Below are 13,800 nucleotides of genomic sequence, written 5' to 3' on the forward strand. Positions count from 1 at the left end.
TGACGGTCACGACCGCCCGACGAATTCAAAGCTGAACGAGGTCTGCGCCCCCGGCGGTGGTGGCGGGAAGGGCGCGGCCCGCTGGATATGGTCGAGTGCGGCCCGGTCGAGTGCGTCGGAGCCCGAGGACTGAACCACCGAGAGTTGCGCCAGCGCCCCCGAGCCGGACACGCTGAACGCCACCAGAACGGTGCCCCGCCCCGATGTCGAGGGCCGGCGCAGGCGCGTGATCTTGCGCAGAACCTCGCCGGGATAGTTCGAGGCGGCGGCATTGCCCGCCTCGCTCGCCTGGCCGGCGACCTGGCCCTGGGCGGCATCGGGTGCACCTTCCTGCCCCGCGCTGCTGCCGCGCCTTGCATCGACCGTCGCATTGCCGACCGGTTGGGCGGGTTGAGGTTGGGCGGTGCGGGTGGGTTCGGGCTGGCGTTGCGGCTCGGGCCGCGTTTCCGGGCGGGCCTCGGGCCGGGCCGAGGTTTCGGGCGCGGCTGTCGGTTCGGGCGGCTCTTCCGCGATCTCGACCTCTTCGGGGGCCTCTTCCGGCGCCGGTTCAGGGGGTTCCGGCGGCTCTTCGGCAAGCTGCGGTTCCGGTTCGACCGGCACCTGTGGTTCGGGGTCCGGGGCTTCGGCTTGGAGGGGGTCAGCCGGTGCGACGGGCGTGAGCAGCGGTGCTTGCGCCGCGGGGGCCACGGGGGTCACGGGGGTGACGGGGCGGGACTGCAATTCGGGGCTGAGGGCTGCAAGCATCTCGGGCGCGGGTGCCGGGTCGGCCGCCTGTCGGGAGGTCTCGGCCGGCGCGACGGGCTGAACCGGGGCCTGCGGCTGTGTCTGCGTCAGTGTCTGCGGCTGCACGGCGGTGACATCGGGCATCGGCGCGGGCGTGACCGGGGGGGTCACAGGCGCGGTCAGGGGCGCGGTTACGGCCGGTTCGGCGGGCTGTTCCTGCGGCAGGGTGCCCTGGGCGAAATCCTCGAACGCATCGCCAAGGGCGGCCTCGACACCCTGCGCGCCGCCGTCGATCTGGACCGTCGCCGGCGGGGGCACCGATATGGCAAGCCCGACCCCGTGCAGGGCGCCGGAAACGGCAAGGGCGGTGGCCCCGAGGATCAGGCGACGTGTCATTCGGATAGCCCCCGTTCGGTAATCAGCCGCACCTCGGTCGCGCCCGCCGCACGCAGGGCCCCCGCGATGGCGATCAGGTCCCGCGCGGGCAGGTCGCGGTCGGGCAAAAGCCGCATAACGCGGTCGTCGCCGGTCCCGGGCGGCTGGGCGGCGGCGAAATCCTCGGGCGCGGTTTCCTCGCCGCGCCAGAGCGTGGTGCCATCGGCGCGGATCAGCAGCGCATCGTCGGGCACGCGGGCCGAGGCGAGATCGGCCTCGACCAGACGCATGTCCCGGTCGGTCGGGCGCGCGATCTGGCCGGCGACCAGAAAGAACACGAGCATCAGGAACACGACGTTGATCAGTGCGATCGTCGGTTCGGCCCGGTTTCGCGGGGTGGCGGGGGCAAGACGTCCGGCCATCGAATTATCCTCCGATAACGCGCAGCCGGACGCCCGGCACGCCCTGCGCCGCCGCCAGAACATCGACCAGCCGCTGCGCGGTCACATCGTCCGACGGCGCCACGAGGACGAGCGGCGTATCAAGCGCCCCCAGTGCTGCGGCCAAGTCCGGCAGCGCCAGGTCCGTCACGTTCAGCACGATCCGGTCGGGCATCACCCGCAAAAAGGCGGGCGGCTCGGCCGGCTCGGCCATGACGCCCGAGGCTGCGGCCATGAAGGGCATGTCGCCATAGCGGGTGAAGGTCGAGGACAGCATGAAGAACAGAAGCAGCAGAAAGATCACGTCGATGAGCGAGGTGAGCGCAAGCCGCCGCCGCCGCAGGGGCGCCGCAAGCCTAGGCATGGGCGGCCCCGCGCGCGCGTCCGGCGACCGGGCGGTCATCGGGCAGCGTGGCGTCGGCGTCCGGGGACAGCGCGCCCTCGATCACCATCTCGGCCATGCGGCGCTCGCCGGTCATCCGGCCCTCGAACCAGGCCAGGATCGCCGTGACCGGCATCGCCACCGCGAGCCCCGCCGCCGTCGTCATCAGCGCGACCCAGATGCCCCCCGCCAGAACCGAGGGGTCGACGTCCTGCCCGGCCTCCTGCATCGCGCGAAAGGCGTCGATCATGCCCAGAACCGTGCCGAAAAGGCCCAGAAGCGGGGCGATCTGCGCGACCGTATCAAGCAGACGGAACCCGAAGTCGAGCCGCGCGAGCCGCCCCTCGGCCAGCGTGTAAAGCCGGTCGCGCCCGGCGCCGGTCTGCAGCGCCCGCGCCAGAACAGGGCCGAGATGCGAGGGCGCGGAGTCGGCCAGCGCGATGGCCCGGGACCGGGCGCCCCGGTCGGATGCGTCCAGCGCGGCAATCAGCGCGCCGTGGCGGCCGACACCGGCGGCGCGGAACTGCACGAGTTTGGCGATCACCACCGCCCCCGACAGGACCGACAGCGCGAGGATGACGCCGACCACCCAGCCGCCGAGATCGAGAAACCCCAGAAGCGCGTCCTGCGCCTGTTGCAGATGAATCATTGTGCGACCTCCAGTCCCTCTGCGCTGCCCGTCAGGTCGAGCGCTGCGGCACAGGCCCGGGCGTCGGCGGGTTCATCCGCCGCCGAGCAGCTTGCGACGCCATTCACCAGAAGCTGGTCGAGCGCCGCGCAGTCCGCGCCCGCCACGTCGAACTGGCGCACCCGGCGATGGCCCTGCGGCAGATCGCCGAAGTCGAACAAGCTCAGCGCCGCCACCCGTCCCGCCTGATCGAACAGCACCGTTTCCAGCACGAGCGAGGAAAGCGATGTGTAGTCGTTCGCCGCCACGAAGGTCAGCCGGCAGGCCGTCCCTTCCTGATCCGCGCGATTGAGATCGAGCGAGAGCCGCCCTGCCGGGGCGGCCTCCTGTGCTGCGGCGGGAAGCCCCGCCACGGTGAGAATGGTGGCGATGAGCGCGGCTCTTACCATGTGATTGCCCTTGCAAGACTGAGTTTGTAGGTCCGCCCCCGCCCGCGATCGAGCGAGAGGTTGTTCTGGTAGTCTTCGTCGGTGATGTTCTCGGCGGCGAGCTGCACCTCGAACCCGCGCAGCGCCCCGTCCTGCGGACGCCAGGTCACGTAGAGATCGTGGAGCGTGTAGGCCGACCAGTCGGTTTCGGTGATCGCGCCGGTCGCGGTGCTGCGGCTGGCCGTTGTGATCCCGTCGACGAAGGTGCCGCGCCAGCCGGCCTCCAGCCCCTGGTCGGGCAGGCGGGCGCCGAGCGTCAGCGCCAGCGTATCGGCGGGCGTGGTCGAGAGCGTGTAGTCGTAATCGCGGTCCGTGCCACGCACCCGCGACCAGGCGAGGCGGCCAAAGAAGCTCTCGGCGTCATAGCCCGCCTCAAGCTCGGCGCCCTCGAACTCGGCCCGCGCGATGTTGCGGTAGTACACGGTGTCGGCGGTCGGGGTGGTGGTGATCAGGTTGTCGATCCGGTTGCGGAAGAGCGTCGCCTTGAGTTGCAGGCTGTCATTGACGGTCAGAAGCCCGTCGCGCGACCAGGCGATCCCGGCCTCATAGTTCGTGGCCTCTTCGTTTTCGAGATCGAGGGCGGCGGCCTTGGTCCCGGACCAGGAATAAAGCTCGTCCAGGGTCGGCAGCCGTTCGGTCCGCGCGATCGAGCCGAAGACCGAAAGATCGTCCGTCACGCGGTAAAGCGCGGCGAGCGTGATCGCCGTCGCCCGGTCATTGACGCTTTGGCCCCCGGGGATGTCGTCACCCGCGCTGCGCCGGGCAAAGTCGATCCGCGCGCCGGGGATCAGGGTCAGGCGGTCGCCGAGCACGAATTCGGACTGCGCGTAAAGCCCGAACTTGGTATCCGTCCCTTCCGGATGAAAGCCGAGCGGCCCGGCGCTGTCGGCGATGCGTTCCTGCCGGGTCGCCTGCATCCCGAAGGTGAGGAAGTTGTCCCAGCCCGCGCCCGAGAATTCCGACGTATTCTCGACCTTCAGCATCGCGGTGCGATAGGCATAGGTCACGTCGCAGAAGACGTTGTTGTTCGACGGCGTCGAAAAACAGGGCTGCGGCAGGCCGGTGATCGAACTGCGCGCATTCTCCTGATTGACCGTCGTGTCGGAATAGGCGAACTGGACGCGCGGGTTGAAGAGCGTGTCGCCCCCGGCCTGCCATTCGATGTTGAACGTGTCGTCGCGGACCTCTCGGTCGACGATGCCGAAGACGTTGTTGATGGCGTTGCCGCCGCCTGTCTGTGACAGCGACGCGCCGTTTTCATCGCTGTAGAACCGCTGCCAGGACAGGCGCAGCGTCTGTTCGCCCGGCAGCCCGAACGTGCCCTTGAGCAGCGCCGAGGGGGCCGAGAACTCGGTCCCCGTGATGCGGTTGCCGGCGCCGTCGCTATAGGCGTCCGCCTCGCGATAGCCGAGCCATGCCAGGAATTCCGACCCCTCGGTCGGGCGCACCGCATAGATGGCCGATCCCATGCGGCCATTGCCGTTCGTTTCATATCCGAACTTGAGCCGCAGCGCGCCGGTGCCGCCCTCGGGGATGAAATCGCTTGCGTCCTTGGTCTCGAAATTGATCGCGCCGCCGATCGCGCCCGAGCCATAGAGCGTGGCCGAGCCGGGGCCGCGCAGCACCTCGACCCGCCGGTAAAGCTCGGGCTCCGAGAAGAACGAGCCGAGCCGGTATTGCTCGAAGAACTTCGGCACGCCGTCGACGCTGACGATGATGCGCGCCTCGCTTGCCGTCTGTTCGGTCGCGCCGATGCCGCGGATGTTGAAGGCCTGCCCCAGCGGGCGGTCCGACCCGGCCGTCTGCACGCCCGGCACGTTGCGCAGCGTCTGCCCGATGGTCGAGGCCTGTTCGCGATCCAGATCCTCCTGGTCGAGCACGGTCACGGCCTGCGGCGTGTCGATCGCCACCTTTTGCTGCCCGGCGCCGAAGATCAGGCGGCCCAGGAAGGTGCCTGTCCCAAGAGGTGATCCCTGCGGTATTTCCTGTGTCGCCGCCCCGTTTTGCGCCGCGTTTTGGGCCACGTTCTGGGCTGTGGCAGGCACGGCTGCCAGCGCGGCAAGCGCGACTGTGGTGGCAAGGCAGGCCAGCAATGGTCTGCGCGGTTCCATGCGTTTCATCATGTCGTTCCCCATCCGTTTTTCTTTCACTTCAATCGGCTGGCGGAATCGCTGGCGCAGACCGGCATCCCACTTGATCCCGGTTCGAAAGCCTTTTAGGTTGCCCGACTGAAACCGTCAAGTATCGCGCCCGTATTCCCAGCCGGCCCCTTTGAACCAGCGGCCCCGCCAGATCCCGGATCGCGCGCTTCCCCAGAACTCCGCAATCCTGCGGCCAAGGAGGCCCGAGCCATGACCCTTTTGTCCCCCGAACTTGTTGCCCGTATCCAGGCGGGCCGCGCTGAACATCCCCGGCTGCGCGAACGCGACCTTGCCGAAACGCTGGGTATTTCCGAGGCGCAGCTTCTGGCCGCTTCGCTGGGGCAGGATGACGGTATCCGCCTGCGCCGGATCGCGGCCGATCCCGCGCGGCTGATGCCCGCCATCGCCCGGCTGGGCGATGTGATGGCCCTGACCCGCAACGACTGGTGCGTGCATGAACGGCGCGGGCGCTATCTGGATTTCCACGCGGGCGATCACGCGGCCATGATCCTTGGCCCGGAAATCGACCTTCGGATCTTTCCGCGTCACTGGGTCCATGCCTTCGCGGTCGAGCGGCCGGCCGAGGGCGGCCCGCGCCGCAGCCTTCAGGTCTTCGACGCGGCCGGCGATGCGGTGCACAAGGTGCATCTGGGCGAAGACTCGGACCTGTCCGAGTGGGACGGGGTGGTCCGGGATCTGGCGCTTGATGACGGTGCGCCCTTTGACCTGACGCCCCGGGCGGCGCCCGAACTCCTGCGCATCAACGTGGCCAAGGTCGATGCCCTGCGCGAGGGCTGGGCCGCGATGACCGATACGCATCAGTTTCTGGCAATGACGAGCCGGCTGAAATTCGACCGGCTGGGCGCCTATCGCAGCATCGGCGCCCCCTGGGCGCAACAGCTTCCGCAGGACGCGGTGGCCGAGGTGCTGCGCCGGTCCGGTGCGGCGGGTATCCCGATCATGGTCTTTGTGGGCAATCGCGGCTGCATCCAGATCCATTCCGGCCCGGTCACGCGGCTGGAACCGATGGGTCCGTGGTTCAATGTGCTCGATCCGCGCTTCAACCTGCATCTGCGCAACGACAAGGTGGCCGAGGTCTGGCTGGTGCGCAAACCGACCCGGCGCGGCGATGCCGTCTCGGTCGAGGGGTTCGACGATCAGGGGCGGCTGATCCTGCAGATCTTCGGCAAGCGCGCCGAGGCGGAAACGGACACCGGCGCCTGGGACCGGATCGCGGCCGGGCTTGCCGATGAGGTGGTCGCATGACCGCGCTGCCGCTTTCGCTGCGGCGGCTGGCCCTTGGGGCGGCGCTGGCAGCCCTGGGGCCGGGCGCGGCGCTGGCCGAGGGGCCGCAGCGGGTCATAGCAGCCGGCGGTTCGGTCGCCGAGATCGTCCATGCGCTGGGGGCAGGGGACCGGCTGATCGCGCGCGACACGACCTCCAGCTATCCGCCCGAGGTGCTGGACCTGCCCGATGTGGGCTATATCCGGGCGCTGTCGCCCGAGAACCTGATCGCCATGGCGCCGGACCTGATCCTTGCGGAACATGACGCGGGCCCGCCCGAAGCGATGGAGATCCTGCACCGCACCGGCATCCCCATCGTGATGCTGCCGCAGGCGCTTGACCCCGATGGGGTTGCGGACAAGATCTCCACCGTCGCCACCGCGCTGGGAATGGAACCCGATGGCGAGGTGCTGAGCACGCAGGTTCTGGCCCGGATCGCCGAGGCGCACGAGGCGGGCGCCGCCCTGCCGCAGAGCCCGCGGGTGATGTTCATCCTCTCGATGCAGGGCGGGCGGCTCTTGGTCGCGGGTGGTGGCAGTTCCGCCGAGGCGATGATCGAACTTGCGGGCGGGCAGAACGCCGTGACCGGCATCGAGGGCTACAAACCCCTGACGGATGAGGCCGCGGTGGCCGCCGCACCGGACCTGATCCTGATGATGAACCGGGGCAGCGACGAGGCCGCGCAGGAACATGGTGCCACGCTGGCCGATATCGCCGCGCATCCGGCGCTGGCGCTGACGCCGGCCGGGGCCGGGGGTCGTGTGGTTTTCATGGACGGGCTCTTTCTGCTGGGCTTTGGCCCGCGCACGGGCGATGCGGCGCTGGAACTGAACGGCTATCTGCGCGCGGTGGCCGAAGGGACCGATCTGCACGGGGTCGATGGCTGATGGTCGCGATCCACATATTCGAGGCGCTGCCCGGCGACCGGGCGCCGGTGGCGCGGCGGGTCGCGCTGATCCTGACGGTTGCGCTGGCCGTGACCTGCGTGCTGAGCCTCTCGCACGGCGCATCCGGCGTGCGGCTGGGGGCGGCGGTGGCCGACTGGCTGGGCGGGGCGGCGATGCCCGCCCATGACCGGCTGATCCTGTGGGAAATCCGCCTGCCCCGGATGCTGACGGGCATGCTGGTCGGCGCCTCGCTGGCGGTGGGGGGCGCGGTGATGCAGGGCCTCTTTCGCAACCCGCTGGCCGATCCGGGGCTGGTGGGCGTCGGCGCGGGGGCGGGGCTCGGCGCGGTGACCGCCATCGTTCTGGGCGGGCTTGCGCCCGCATGGATCGCCACGGCACTTGGCTGGTACATGGTGCCGGTCGCGGCTTTTCTGGGCGGCTGGATCTCGACGCTGGTGCTTTACCGGGTGTCGACGCGGCGGGGGCGCACCTCGGTCGCGACGATGCTTCTGGCCGGGATCGCGCTGGGGGCGCTGTCCGGGGCGGTAACGGGCGTTCTGGTCTATGTCGCCGACGACCGGCAGCTGCGCGACCTGACCTTCTGGGGTCTGGGCTCGCTGGGCGGAGCGTCCTGGCCCAAGATCGCGGCGGCCGGGCCGGTGATGGGGCTTGCGCTGCTGGCGGCGCCCTTTCTCGCGCGCGGGCTGAACGGTCTGGCGCTGGGGGAGGCCGCAGCCCATCACATCGGCCTGCCGGTGCAGCGGGTCAAGTCGGTCGCGATCCTGACCGTTGCGGCAGCGACCGGCGCGGCCGTCGCCGTGTCGGGCGGGATCGGCTTTATCGGGATCGTGGTGCCGCATCTGCTGCGGCTCGGCACGGGGCCGGATCACCGCTACCTTCTGGTCAATGCAGGGCTTCTGGGGGCGATCCTGCTGCTTCTGGCAGATCTGGCGGCGCGCAGCGTGATCGCGCCCGCCGAACTGCCGATCGGGATCGTGACGGCGGCGATCGGCGCGCCGGTCTTCCTCTGGATCCTGTTGCGGCGGCGCGGGCTGGTGGATCTCTGATGCTGACGATCCGGGATCTGCGCGTCCGACTGGGCACGGCGCCGGTGCTGCACGGGCTTGAGGCGACCGCGCGGGCGGGGCAGGTGACGGTGGTGATCGGGCCGAACGGGTCGGGCAAGACGACGCTTCTGCGCGCCTTGTCGGGCGATGTGCCCTATGACGGGCGCATCGCCATCGCCGGGCAGGATGTGGCGCGGCTGCCCGCCTGGGATCTTGCGGCGCGGCGCGCGGTGCTGCCGCAGGCCAGCACGCTCGCCTTTCCCTTTACCGTGGCCGAGGTGGTGCGGCTGGGCCTGACCAGCGGCCCCCATGCGCGCCGCGCCGATCTGGTGGCAAGGGCGCTGGATGAGGTCGACCTGCGCGGCTTTTCGGGGCGCCTGTATCAGGAGCTTTCGGGCGGTCAGCAGGCGCGCGTTCAACTGGCACGCGTCCGGGTCCAGGTATGGGAGCCGGTGCTGGACGGCGCCCCGCGCTGGCTGTTCCTGGATGAGCCGGTCGCGAGCCTCGATATCGCGCACCAGATCGGTGTGATGCGGGTGCTGCGCCGCTTTGCCGATGCAGGGGGCGGGGTGGTCCTGGTTCTGCATGATCTCAACCTCGCGGCGATGATCGCCGATGAGGTCTGGCTGATCCATGAAGGGCGCCTGCTGCAGGCCGGCCCGCCCGCACGGGTGATCGGCGGCCCGGCGCTCGCCACCGCCTATGGCTGCCCGGTCGTGGCGAACACCGTTCCGCCCGCGGGCGCAACATTCGTGCTGCCCCATGGACTGTGGGGTCAGCCAAGCAGACGCGACGATCAGTCCGCCTGACGCTGAACCGCCTCGCAGAACTCCACCCAGGTCTCTGCCGGGATGTCCTGACCGGCGAGCGCGCGGCGCTGCGGGCCGAGCGTCGCGACCTCGGGGTCAGTGGCTCCGGCCGCTTCGCCCGATTCCATCTCGTTCTGCATGTCGGGGGCGACGCTTTCGACCTCGGGCAGATCGGCGACATCGCCGGTGGCAGAGGCCTCCGCCGGAACCTCGGCGCCCACATCCAGCGTGGCGGTGCAATCGGCGGCGATCATCTCGCGCTCCGGCGCCTCCAGCCCCTGCCAGGCGGATGCAAAGGAGGCATCGTCCGTCAGGGCGATCTCGTCGCCGGATTGCGTGAAGAACCCGTCAAGCGGCAGGGTATCCTGCGCGTCGGCTGTCTGCGCGGGGGACTGGGCATGGGCCTGCAATGCCATAAACGCACCGCAGGCGAGCAGGGAAAGGGCTTTGGCTTTCATCACGGGAACCTCCGGCTGGGGCAGGTGCATCGCCGCGGGCGTGCAAGAATGTATCCCAAACCGAACGATGTGCTTGGCAACAAGTTCCATTTCGCTATCATCCCGGCGGGGAGACATACCGGAAACGGTCAAGGAGGGGAGGCCTTGCGATGAAATTTACAGTGAACGGCCGCGCGGCAGAGACCGACGCGCCTGAGGATACACCGCTCTTGTGGGTCCTGAGGGAGGAACTGGGCCTTGTGGGCACCAAATACGGCTGCGGGGTCGCCGCCTGTGGCGCCTGCACCATCCACCTGAACGGTGTGGCGACCCGCAGTTGCGTGACCCCGGTCAGCATGGCCGAGGATGCGGAGGTCGTGACGATCGAGGGGCTGGCCAATGGCGGCGATCACCCGCTGGTCCGCGCCTGGGTGGCGGAACAGGTGCCCCAATGCGGCTATTGCCAGTCGGGGCAGATCATGCAGGCCGCGGATCTTCTGGCGATCAACCCGCAGCCGACGCGCGAGGAAATCCGCAGCCACATGGCCGGCAACATCTGCCGCTGCGGCACCTATTCCCGCATCGAACGCGCGATCGAACGCGCCTCGCGGGAGGGTTGAGCGATGAATGTGGAAACACCGCTGAACGTGACGCGCCGTGGCTTTCTGGCCGGGACGGGGGCTGTCACCTTTGCGCTGACCTTCCTGCCGGCGCCGGGCGCGCGGGCGCAGGGTGCGGGCCCGGAAATCGGACCGGGCGGCGCGATCAACGCCTGGGTCGAGATCGCGACGGATGGCCGGGTGACGATCTTTGCCCCCGCCGCCGAGATGGGGCAGGGGGTGCAGACCTCGATCCCGCTGCTGGTGGCCGAGGAAATGGATATCGACTGGGAGGATGTGACGGTCCGCACCGCCCCCGTGCGCCCCGAACTGAACAACCCGATCTTCAACGGCCAGTACACCGTCGCCAGCATGAGCATCCGGGGCTACTGGGTTCCCGCGCGCAAGGCAGGCGCACAGGTGCGCCGCGTCCTGATGCAGGCGGCCGCCGACGAATGGGGCGTGGACCTTGCCGAGGTGGCGACGGAACCGGGCGCGGTCACGGGGCCCGCAGGCCAGCGCCTGACCTATGGCGAGATCGTGGCGAACGGCATCGCCGCCGGTCCGCTGCCCGAGATCGCGGATGAAGACCTGAAGCCCATGTCGGAATTCCGCCTGCTGGGGCGCGACGTCATCCGGGTGGACATGCAGGAAAAATCGACCGGCACCGCGCTTTATGCCGCCGATATACGCCTGCCCGACATGCTCTATGCGACTGTCGCACGCTCGCCGGTCAGCGGGCAGGTGGCGCAGGGGTTCAACGAGGAGCATGTCGCGGGGCTCGACGGGGTGACGCATGTGATCTCGCTTGGCCACGGGATCGCCATCGTGGGCGAAAGCATTCCGCAGGTCTTTGCCGCCCGCCAGGCGCTGGAGGTCGAATGGAGCCAGGATGCCCCGGGCCTGTCCATCGATTCCGTGCGCGATGCGGAGGAATATCTGGAACGCCTGCGCAACGAAGAACCGGATGTGGTCTTTGCCACGAAGGGCGATGTGGAAGCCGCGATGGCCGATGCCGCCGAGGTCGTGACGCGCGAATTCGTGACCGAATACCTCTATCACGCGCAGATGGAGCCGATGGGCGCGGTGGCCCATGTGCGCGAGGATGGCGCGGATGTCTGGGTGGGCACGCAATGGCAGACCATGGCGGTGAACCGGACCGCCGCGCTGACGGGGCTCGATGTGTCGCAGGTCACGCTGCACCAGCTTTACATGGGCGGTGGGTTCGGGCGCCGGGCGCATACGGAATATGTCGATGACGTGGTGCAGATCGCGATGGAGACCGGCCGCCCGGTCAAGCTGCTGCTGAGCCGCGAGGACGATGTCGCCTCGGCCCGGATGCGGCCCCTGACGGCGCAGCGCGTGTCCATGGCGCTGGATGCAGACGGGCGGATCACCGTCCTGCACCATGCCGTCGCCTGCGAGCCGGTCAGCCCCTACATGTACGGCGCCGCCCGGTGGGAGGCCGATGGCGGCAAGGACCTGATCACCATGCGCGGCTCTTCGCTGCCCTATTACACGGTCGAGCATCAGGAGGCGGTGCATTACCACGAAATGCGCGGCGCGCGGGTGGCGGCCTATCGCGGGATCGGCACGGGCTATACCAAGTTCGCGCTGGAAACCATGGTGGACCAGATCGCGCGGGACCACGGCCATGACCCGCTGCAATACCGGCTCGACATGGCCGGGTCCGACCGGGTGCGCGCCGTCCTGAACCGCGTGGCGGAAATGGCGGAATACGAGCGCGCGCGTGAGGATGGCCGTGGGATCGGCCTCGCCTTCACCGAATATGGCGAGAGCATCACCGCCGTCATCGCCGAGATCTCGCTGGACCGCGATACGGGCCGGATCACGGTGCACCATCTCTGGGCGGCGGCTGATGTGGGCCTTCCCTTGCAGCCCGATACGATCAAGGCGCAGATGGAAGGCGGCATGACCTTCGGCCTCAGCGAGACGCTGAAGGAAGAGCTGACGCTGCAGAACGGCATCATCCAGCAGGCGAACTATTTCGACTATGAGGTGATCCGCATGGACGAAACCCCGACCATCGAGGTCGATGTCCTGCATGTGGAGGAAATCCCGACCCAGGTGGGCGAGCTTGGCCTGCCCGCAATCGGCCCGGCCATCGCCAATGCGGTCTACGGCCTGACCGGCAAGGCTATGAACCACATGCCGCTGAGCCCCGGACGCGTGCTCGCCGCGCTGCAGGCCTGACGGGTCCTGCCGCCCCGGACCGGGGCGGCAACCTTTCCGCAGCCAAGGCCGGAAGGTTGAGCGATTAGAGCCGCGTGGCCTAAATCAGCACCCGGGGCCGGTTGTTGTTGTGCGGCTGCATCCGTGGTTTTGCCGCGCGTCGATGTTGAACGGTGTTGCGTTCTGCCCGATCATGCCTCTGGAACGGAGGACAGGTTTCATGAAGATCGCGCTGGAGGAACAGGTCTGGGAACGCCTTTATGGTCCCTACGGGAACCGGCGCGTGAACCGCATCATCGCGGGGCTTTACCGGCAATGGGACAGCGCTGTTGCGAACGACCTTTTCTGGGAGGAACTTCACCATCAGGATACGATCTACCCGGCGACTTTCGCGGCTTTGCCCTGGCTTTCGGACGTCGCGCCGGCCGAGGGTGAGGGTTTCGTAGATACATATCTGTTCCTGTCCCAGGTGATCCATTGTGCGCTGGCGAAACCGGGTGGGAACGGGCCGGACGGGAATCACGGGCTGTCCACGACGATAGCCGACCATCACCATTCATGGCTGCCGCCGCGTGAATGGCTGAGGCAGGATGATCGCGCCGTCCTTCTGGGACTGGAAGCGTGGTTTTCAGCCAACTGCGCCGCACTTGCTGACAGATGCCTCGACCTGGTCAGTTCCGATGCGGTGGCGTCCGCCTATGCACTCCGGGGCTTCGCCGCGCTTCACGGCTGCGAAAGGGTGGCGGGGACGGTCGAGATGTTTGCCCAGGGCGAGAAGACGGACACCATTCACCAATACCTCGGGCCGTATGACGCGCGCGATTCCCATGTCGTCGCCTTGCTCCATCCGAAACTCATCGCGCGGAATCCCCGGATCGTATCATTCATGCTGGACTATCCCGGCTGCACCTTTGTGCCCAAGGGCGCGCGGCAAGCCGATCTGCTGTAACAATCAGCAGGGGAATGCCGGTCGCCGATCTCTCGGCCCGGCCGGGATTCGAACTCGCAACGAGCCCGTTAACAGTAGTGCTGCACAGGCATCCGCCGGAGTTGAGCGCCGGGGCGACAAGAGCGGAAGAGACCCCCGGGGCCTGCAAGCTGGGGCTCGAACCCCGGAGGTTACCCGAAGTTTGGACCTGCAGCCCCTTAGGCATTCGGCCCGACGGGTGATCCCCGTGGGCCGCAAGGCAGAAAAGCGCCCGGTACAACGCATGATCCGAAAAAATGTATGATTTAGAACAAATGTCATTAAAGTTACACCGATCTGCGCGATGAGCAGCGCATGGCATTGCCAATGAGTTCCCTGTCTCTCCAAGCGGAAAGCCAAAACAGATGATTTACCAAACC

The 13,800-nt window shown here is 68.4% G+C and carries 14 protein-coding genes; 7 read left to right on the forward strand and 7 right to left on the reverse strand.

The window, feature by feature from the left end; translation table 11 throughout:
• Positions 1-6: 6 nt before the first annotated feature.
• Genes ACFSGJ_RS01070 through ACFSGJ_RS01095 form a run of 6 tightly spaced genes read right to left on the reverse strand, consistent with a single transcriptional unit; the run spans position 7 to position 5,159 of the window.
• Positions 7-1,119 carry a TonB family protein gene (locus tag ACFSGJ_RS01070; RefSeq protein WP_390258735.1) on the reverse strand — a complete coding sequence of 371 codons (1,113 nt, stop codon included), beginning with the start codon at positions 1,117-1,119 and terminating at the stop codon, positions 7-9.
• The gene (locus tag ACFSGJ_RS01075) at positions 1,116-1,520 is read right to left on the reverse strand and encodes an ExbD/TolR family protein (RefSeq protein WP_390258737.1); all 405 of its coding nucleotides are present in this window, start codon (positions 1,518-1,520) and stop codon (positions 1,116-1,118) included. The genes ACFSGJ_RS01070 and ACFSGJ_RS01075 overlap by 4 nt, the downstream gene beginning before the upstream one ends.
• Positions 1,521-1,524: 4 nt before the next feature.
• The gene (locus ACFSGJ_RS01080; RefSeq protein ID WP_390258740.1) at positions 1,525-1,902 is read right to left on the reverse strand and encodes a biopolymer transporter ExbD; all 378 of its coding nucleotides are present in this window, start codon (positions 1,900-1,902) and stop codon (positions 1,525-1,527) included.
• Positions 1,895-2,569: a MotA/TolQ/ExbB proton channel family protein gene (locus ACFSGJ_RS01085; RefSeq protein WP_390258742.1), complete on the reverse strand. Its 675-nt coding sequence runs from the start codon at positions 2,567-2,569 to the stop codon at positions 1,895-1,897. Before ACFSGJ_RS01085 ends, ACFSGJ_RS01080 begins: the two co-directional genes overlap by 8 nt.
• The gene (locus ACFSGJ_RS01090) at positions 2,566-2,997 is read right to left on the reverse strand and encodes a hypothetical protein (RefSeq protein WP_390258744.1); all 432 of its coding nucleotides are present in this window, start codon (positions 2,995-2,997) and stop codon (positions 2,566-2,568) included. Before ACFSGJ_RS01090 ends, ACFSGJ_RS01085 begins: the two co-directional genes overlap by 4 nt.
• A complete protein-coding gene (locus ACFSGJ_RS01095; protein ID WP_390258746.1) occupies positions 2,991-5,159 on the reverse strand; it encodes a TonB-dependent receptor domain-containing protein in 2,169 nt (722 codons plus the stop codon). Before ACFSGJ_RS01095 ends, ACFSGJ_RS01090 begins: the two co-directional genes overlap by 7 nt.
• Positions 5,160-5,387: 228 nt before the next feature.
• On the opposite strand from ACFSGJ_RS01095, the gene ACFSGJ_RS01100 reads away from it, so the two are divergent.
• The 4 genes from ACFSGJ_RS01100 to ACFSGJ_RS01115 are packed head-to-tail and all read left to right on the forward strand — an operon-like array spanning position 5,388 to position 9,224.
• Positions 5,388-6,443 (forward strand): hemin-degrading factor, encoded by a 1,056-nt coding sequence (locus ACFSGJ_RS01100; RefSeq protein WP_390258748.1) that lies wholly within the window; start codon positions 5,388-5,390, stop codon positions 6,441-6,443.
• Positions 6,440-7,348 (forward strand): heme/hemin ABC transporter substrate-binding protein, encoded by a 909-nt coding sequence (locus ACFSGJ_RS01105; protein ID WP_390258750.1) that lies wholly within the window; start codon positions 6,440-6,442, stop codon positions 7,346-7,348. The genes ACFSGJ_RS01100 and ACFSGJ_RS01105 overlap by 4 nt, the downstream gene beginning before the upstream one ends.
• On the forward strand, positions 7,348-8,415 hold the full coding sequence (locus tag ACFSGJ_RS01110; protein WP_390258752.1) for a FecCD family ABC transporter permease: 1,068 nt from the start codon (positions 7,348-7,350) through the stop codon (positions 8,413-8,415). The genes ACFSGJ_RS01105 and ACFSGJ_RS01110 overlap by 1 nt, the downstream gene beginning before the upstream one ends.
• On the forward strand, positions 8,415-9,224 hold the full coding sequence (locus ACFSGJ_RS01115; protein ID WP_390258754.1) for a heme ABC transporter ATP-binding protein: 810 nt from the start codon (positions 8,415-8,417) through the stop codon (positions 9,222-9,224). The genes ACFSGJ_RS01110 and ACFSGJ_RS01115 overlap by 1 nt, the downstream gene beginning before the upstream one ends.
• On the opposite strand, the gene ACFSGJ_RS01120 is transcribed toward ACFSGJ_RS01115, so the two are convergent.
• Positions 9,212-9,682, reverse strand: coding sequence for a hypothetical protein (locus ACFSGJ_RS01120; RefSeq protein WP_390258756.1), 471 nt, complete (start codon positions 9,680-9,682; stop codon positions 9,212-9,214). The two genes, ACFSGJ_RS01115 and ACFSGJ_RS01120, sit on opposite strands and share 13 nt — an antisense overlap.
• A 149-nt stretch (positions 9,683-9,831) precedes the next feature.
• On the opposite strand from ACFSGJ_RS01120, the gene ACFSGJ_RS01125 reads away from it, so the two are divergent.
• The 3 genes from ACFSGJ_RS01125 to ACFSGJ_RS01135 all read left to right on the forward strand — a co-directional run bounded on the left by ACFSGJ_RS01125 (position 9,832) and on the right by ACFSGJ_RS01135 (position 13,402).
• Positions 9,832-10,281, forward strand: a complete 450-nt coding sequence (locus tag ACFSGJ_RS01125) for a (2Fe-2S)-binding protein (RefSeq protein WP_390258758.1) — start codon at positions 9,832-9,834, stop codon at positions 10,279-10,281.
• A 3-nt stretch (positions 10,282-10,284) separates the two neighbouring features.
• The gene (locus tag ACFSGJ_RS01130) at positions 10,285-12,474 is read left to right on the forward strand and encodes a xanthine dehydrogenase family protein molybdopterin-binding subunit (protein WP_390258760.1); all 2,190 of its coding nucleotides are present in this window, start codon (positions 10,285-10,287) and stop codon (positions 12,472-12,474) included.
• Positions 12,475-12,673: 199 nt separating this feature from the next.
• The gene (locus tag ACFSGJ_RS01135) at positions 12,674-13,402 is read left to right on the forward strand and encodes a hypothetical protein (RefSeq protein WP_390258761.1); all 729 of its coding nucleotides are present in this window, start codon (positions 12,674-12,676) and stop codon (positions 13,400-13,402) included.
• Positions 13,403-13,800 lie beyond the last annotated feature (398 nt).

This window comes from Halodurantibacterium flavum, from assembly GCF_042681825.1.
Taxonomy (GTDB): domain Bacteria; phylum Pseudomonadota; class Alphaproteobacteria; order Rhodobacterales; family Rhodobacteraceae; genus Halodurantibacterium; species Halodurantibacterium flavum.

Coding starts and splice junctions, on each gene's coding strand:
- ACFSGJ_RS01070 (WP_390258735.1), bottom strand. CDS start 1,119: ATGACACGTCGCCTGATCCTCGGGGCCACCGCCCTTGCCGTTTCCGGC.
- ACFSGJ_RS01075 (WP_390258737.1), bottom strand. CDS start 1,520: ATGGCCGGACGTCTTGCCCCCGCCACCCCGCGAAACCGGGCCGAACCG.
- ACFSGJ_RS01080 (WP_390258740.1), bottom strand. CDS start 1,902: ATGCCTAGGCTTGCGGCGCCCCTGCGGCGGCGGCGGCTTGCGCTCACC.
- ACFSGJ_RS01085 (WP_390258742.1), bottom strand. CDS start 2,569: ATGATTCATCTGCAACAGGCGCAGGACGCGCTTCTGGGGTTTCTCGAT.
- ACFSGJ_RS01090 (WP_390258744.1), bottom strand. CDS start 2,997: ATGGTAAGAGCCGCGCTCATCGCCACCATTCTCACCGTGGCGGGGCTT.
- ACFSGJ_RS01095 (WP_390258746.1), bottom strand. CDS start 5,159: ATGATGAAACGCATGGAACCGCGCAGACCATTGCTGGCCTGCCTTGCC.
- ACFSGJ_RS01100 (WP_390258748.1), top strand. CDS start 5,388: ATGACCCTTTTGTCCCCCGAACTTGTTGCCCGTATCCAGGCGGGCCGC.
- ACFSGJ_RS01105 (WP_390258750.1), top strand. CDS start 6,440: ATGACCGCGCTGCCGCTTTCGCTGCGGCGGCTGGCCCTTGGGGCGGCG.
- ACFSGJ_RS01110 (WP_390258752.1), top strand. CDS start 7,348: ATGGTCGCGATCCACATATTCGAGGCGCTGCCCGGCGACCGGGCGCCG.
- ACFSGJ_RS01115 (WP_390258754.1), top strand. CDS start 8,415: ATGCTGACGATCCGGGATCTGCGCGTCCGACTGGGCACGGCGCCGGTG.
- ACFSGJ_RS01120 (WP_390258756.1), bottom strand. CDS start 9,682: ATGAAAGCCAAAGCCCTTTCCCTGCTCGCCTGCGGTGCGTTTATGGCA.
- ACFSGJ_RS01125 (WP_390258758.1), top strand. CDS start 9,832: ATGAAATTTACAGTGAACGGCCGCGCGGCAGAGACCGACGCGCCTGAG.
- ACFSGJ_RS01130 (WP_390258760.1), top strand. CDS start 10,285: ATGAATGTGGAAACACCGCTGAACGTGACGCGCCGTGGCTTTCTGGCC.
- ACFSGJ_RS01135 (WP_390258761.1), top strand. CDS start 12,674: ATGAAGATCGCGCTGGAGGAACAGGTCTGGGAACGCCTTTATGGTCCC.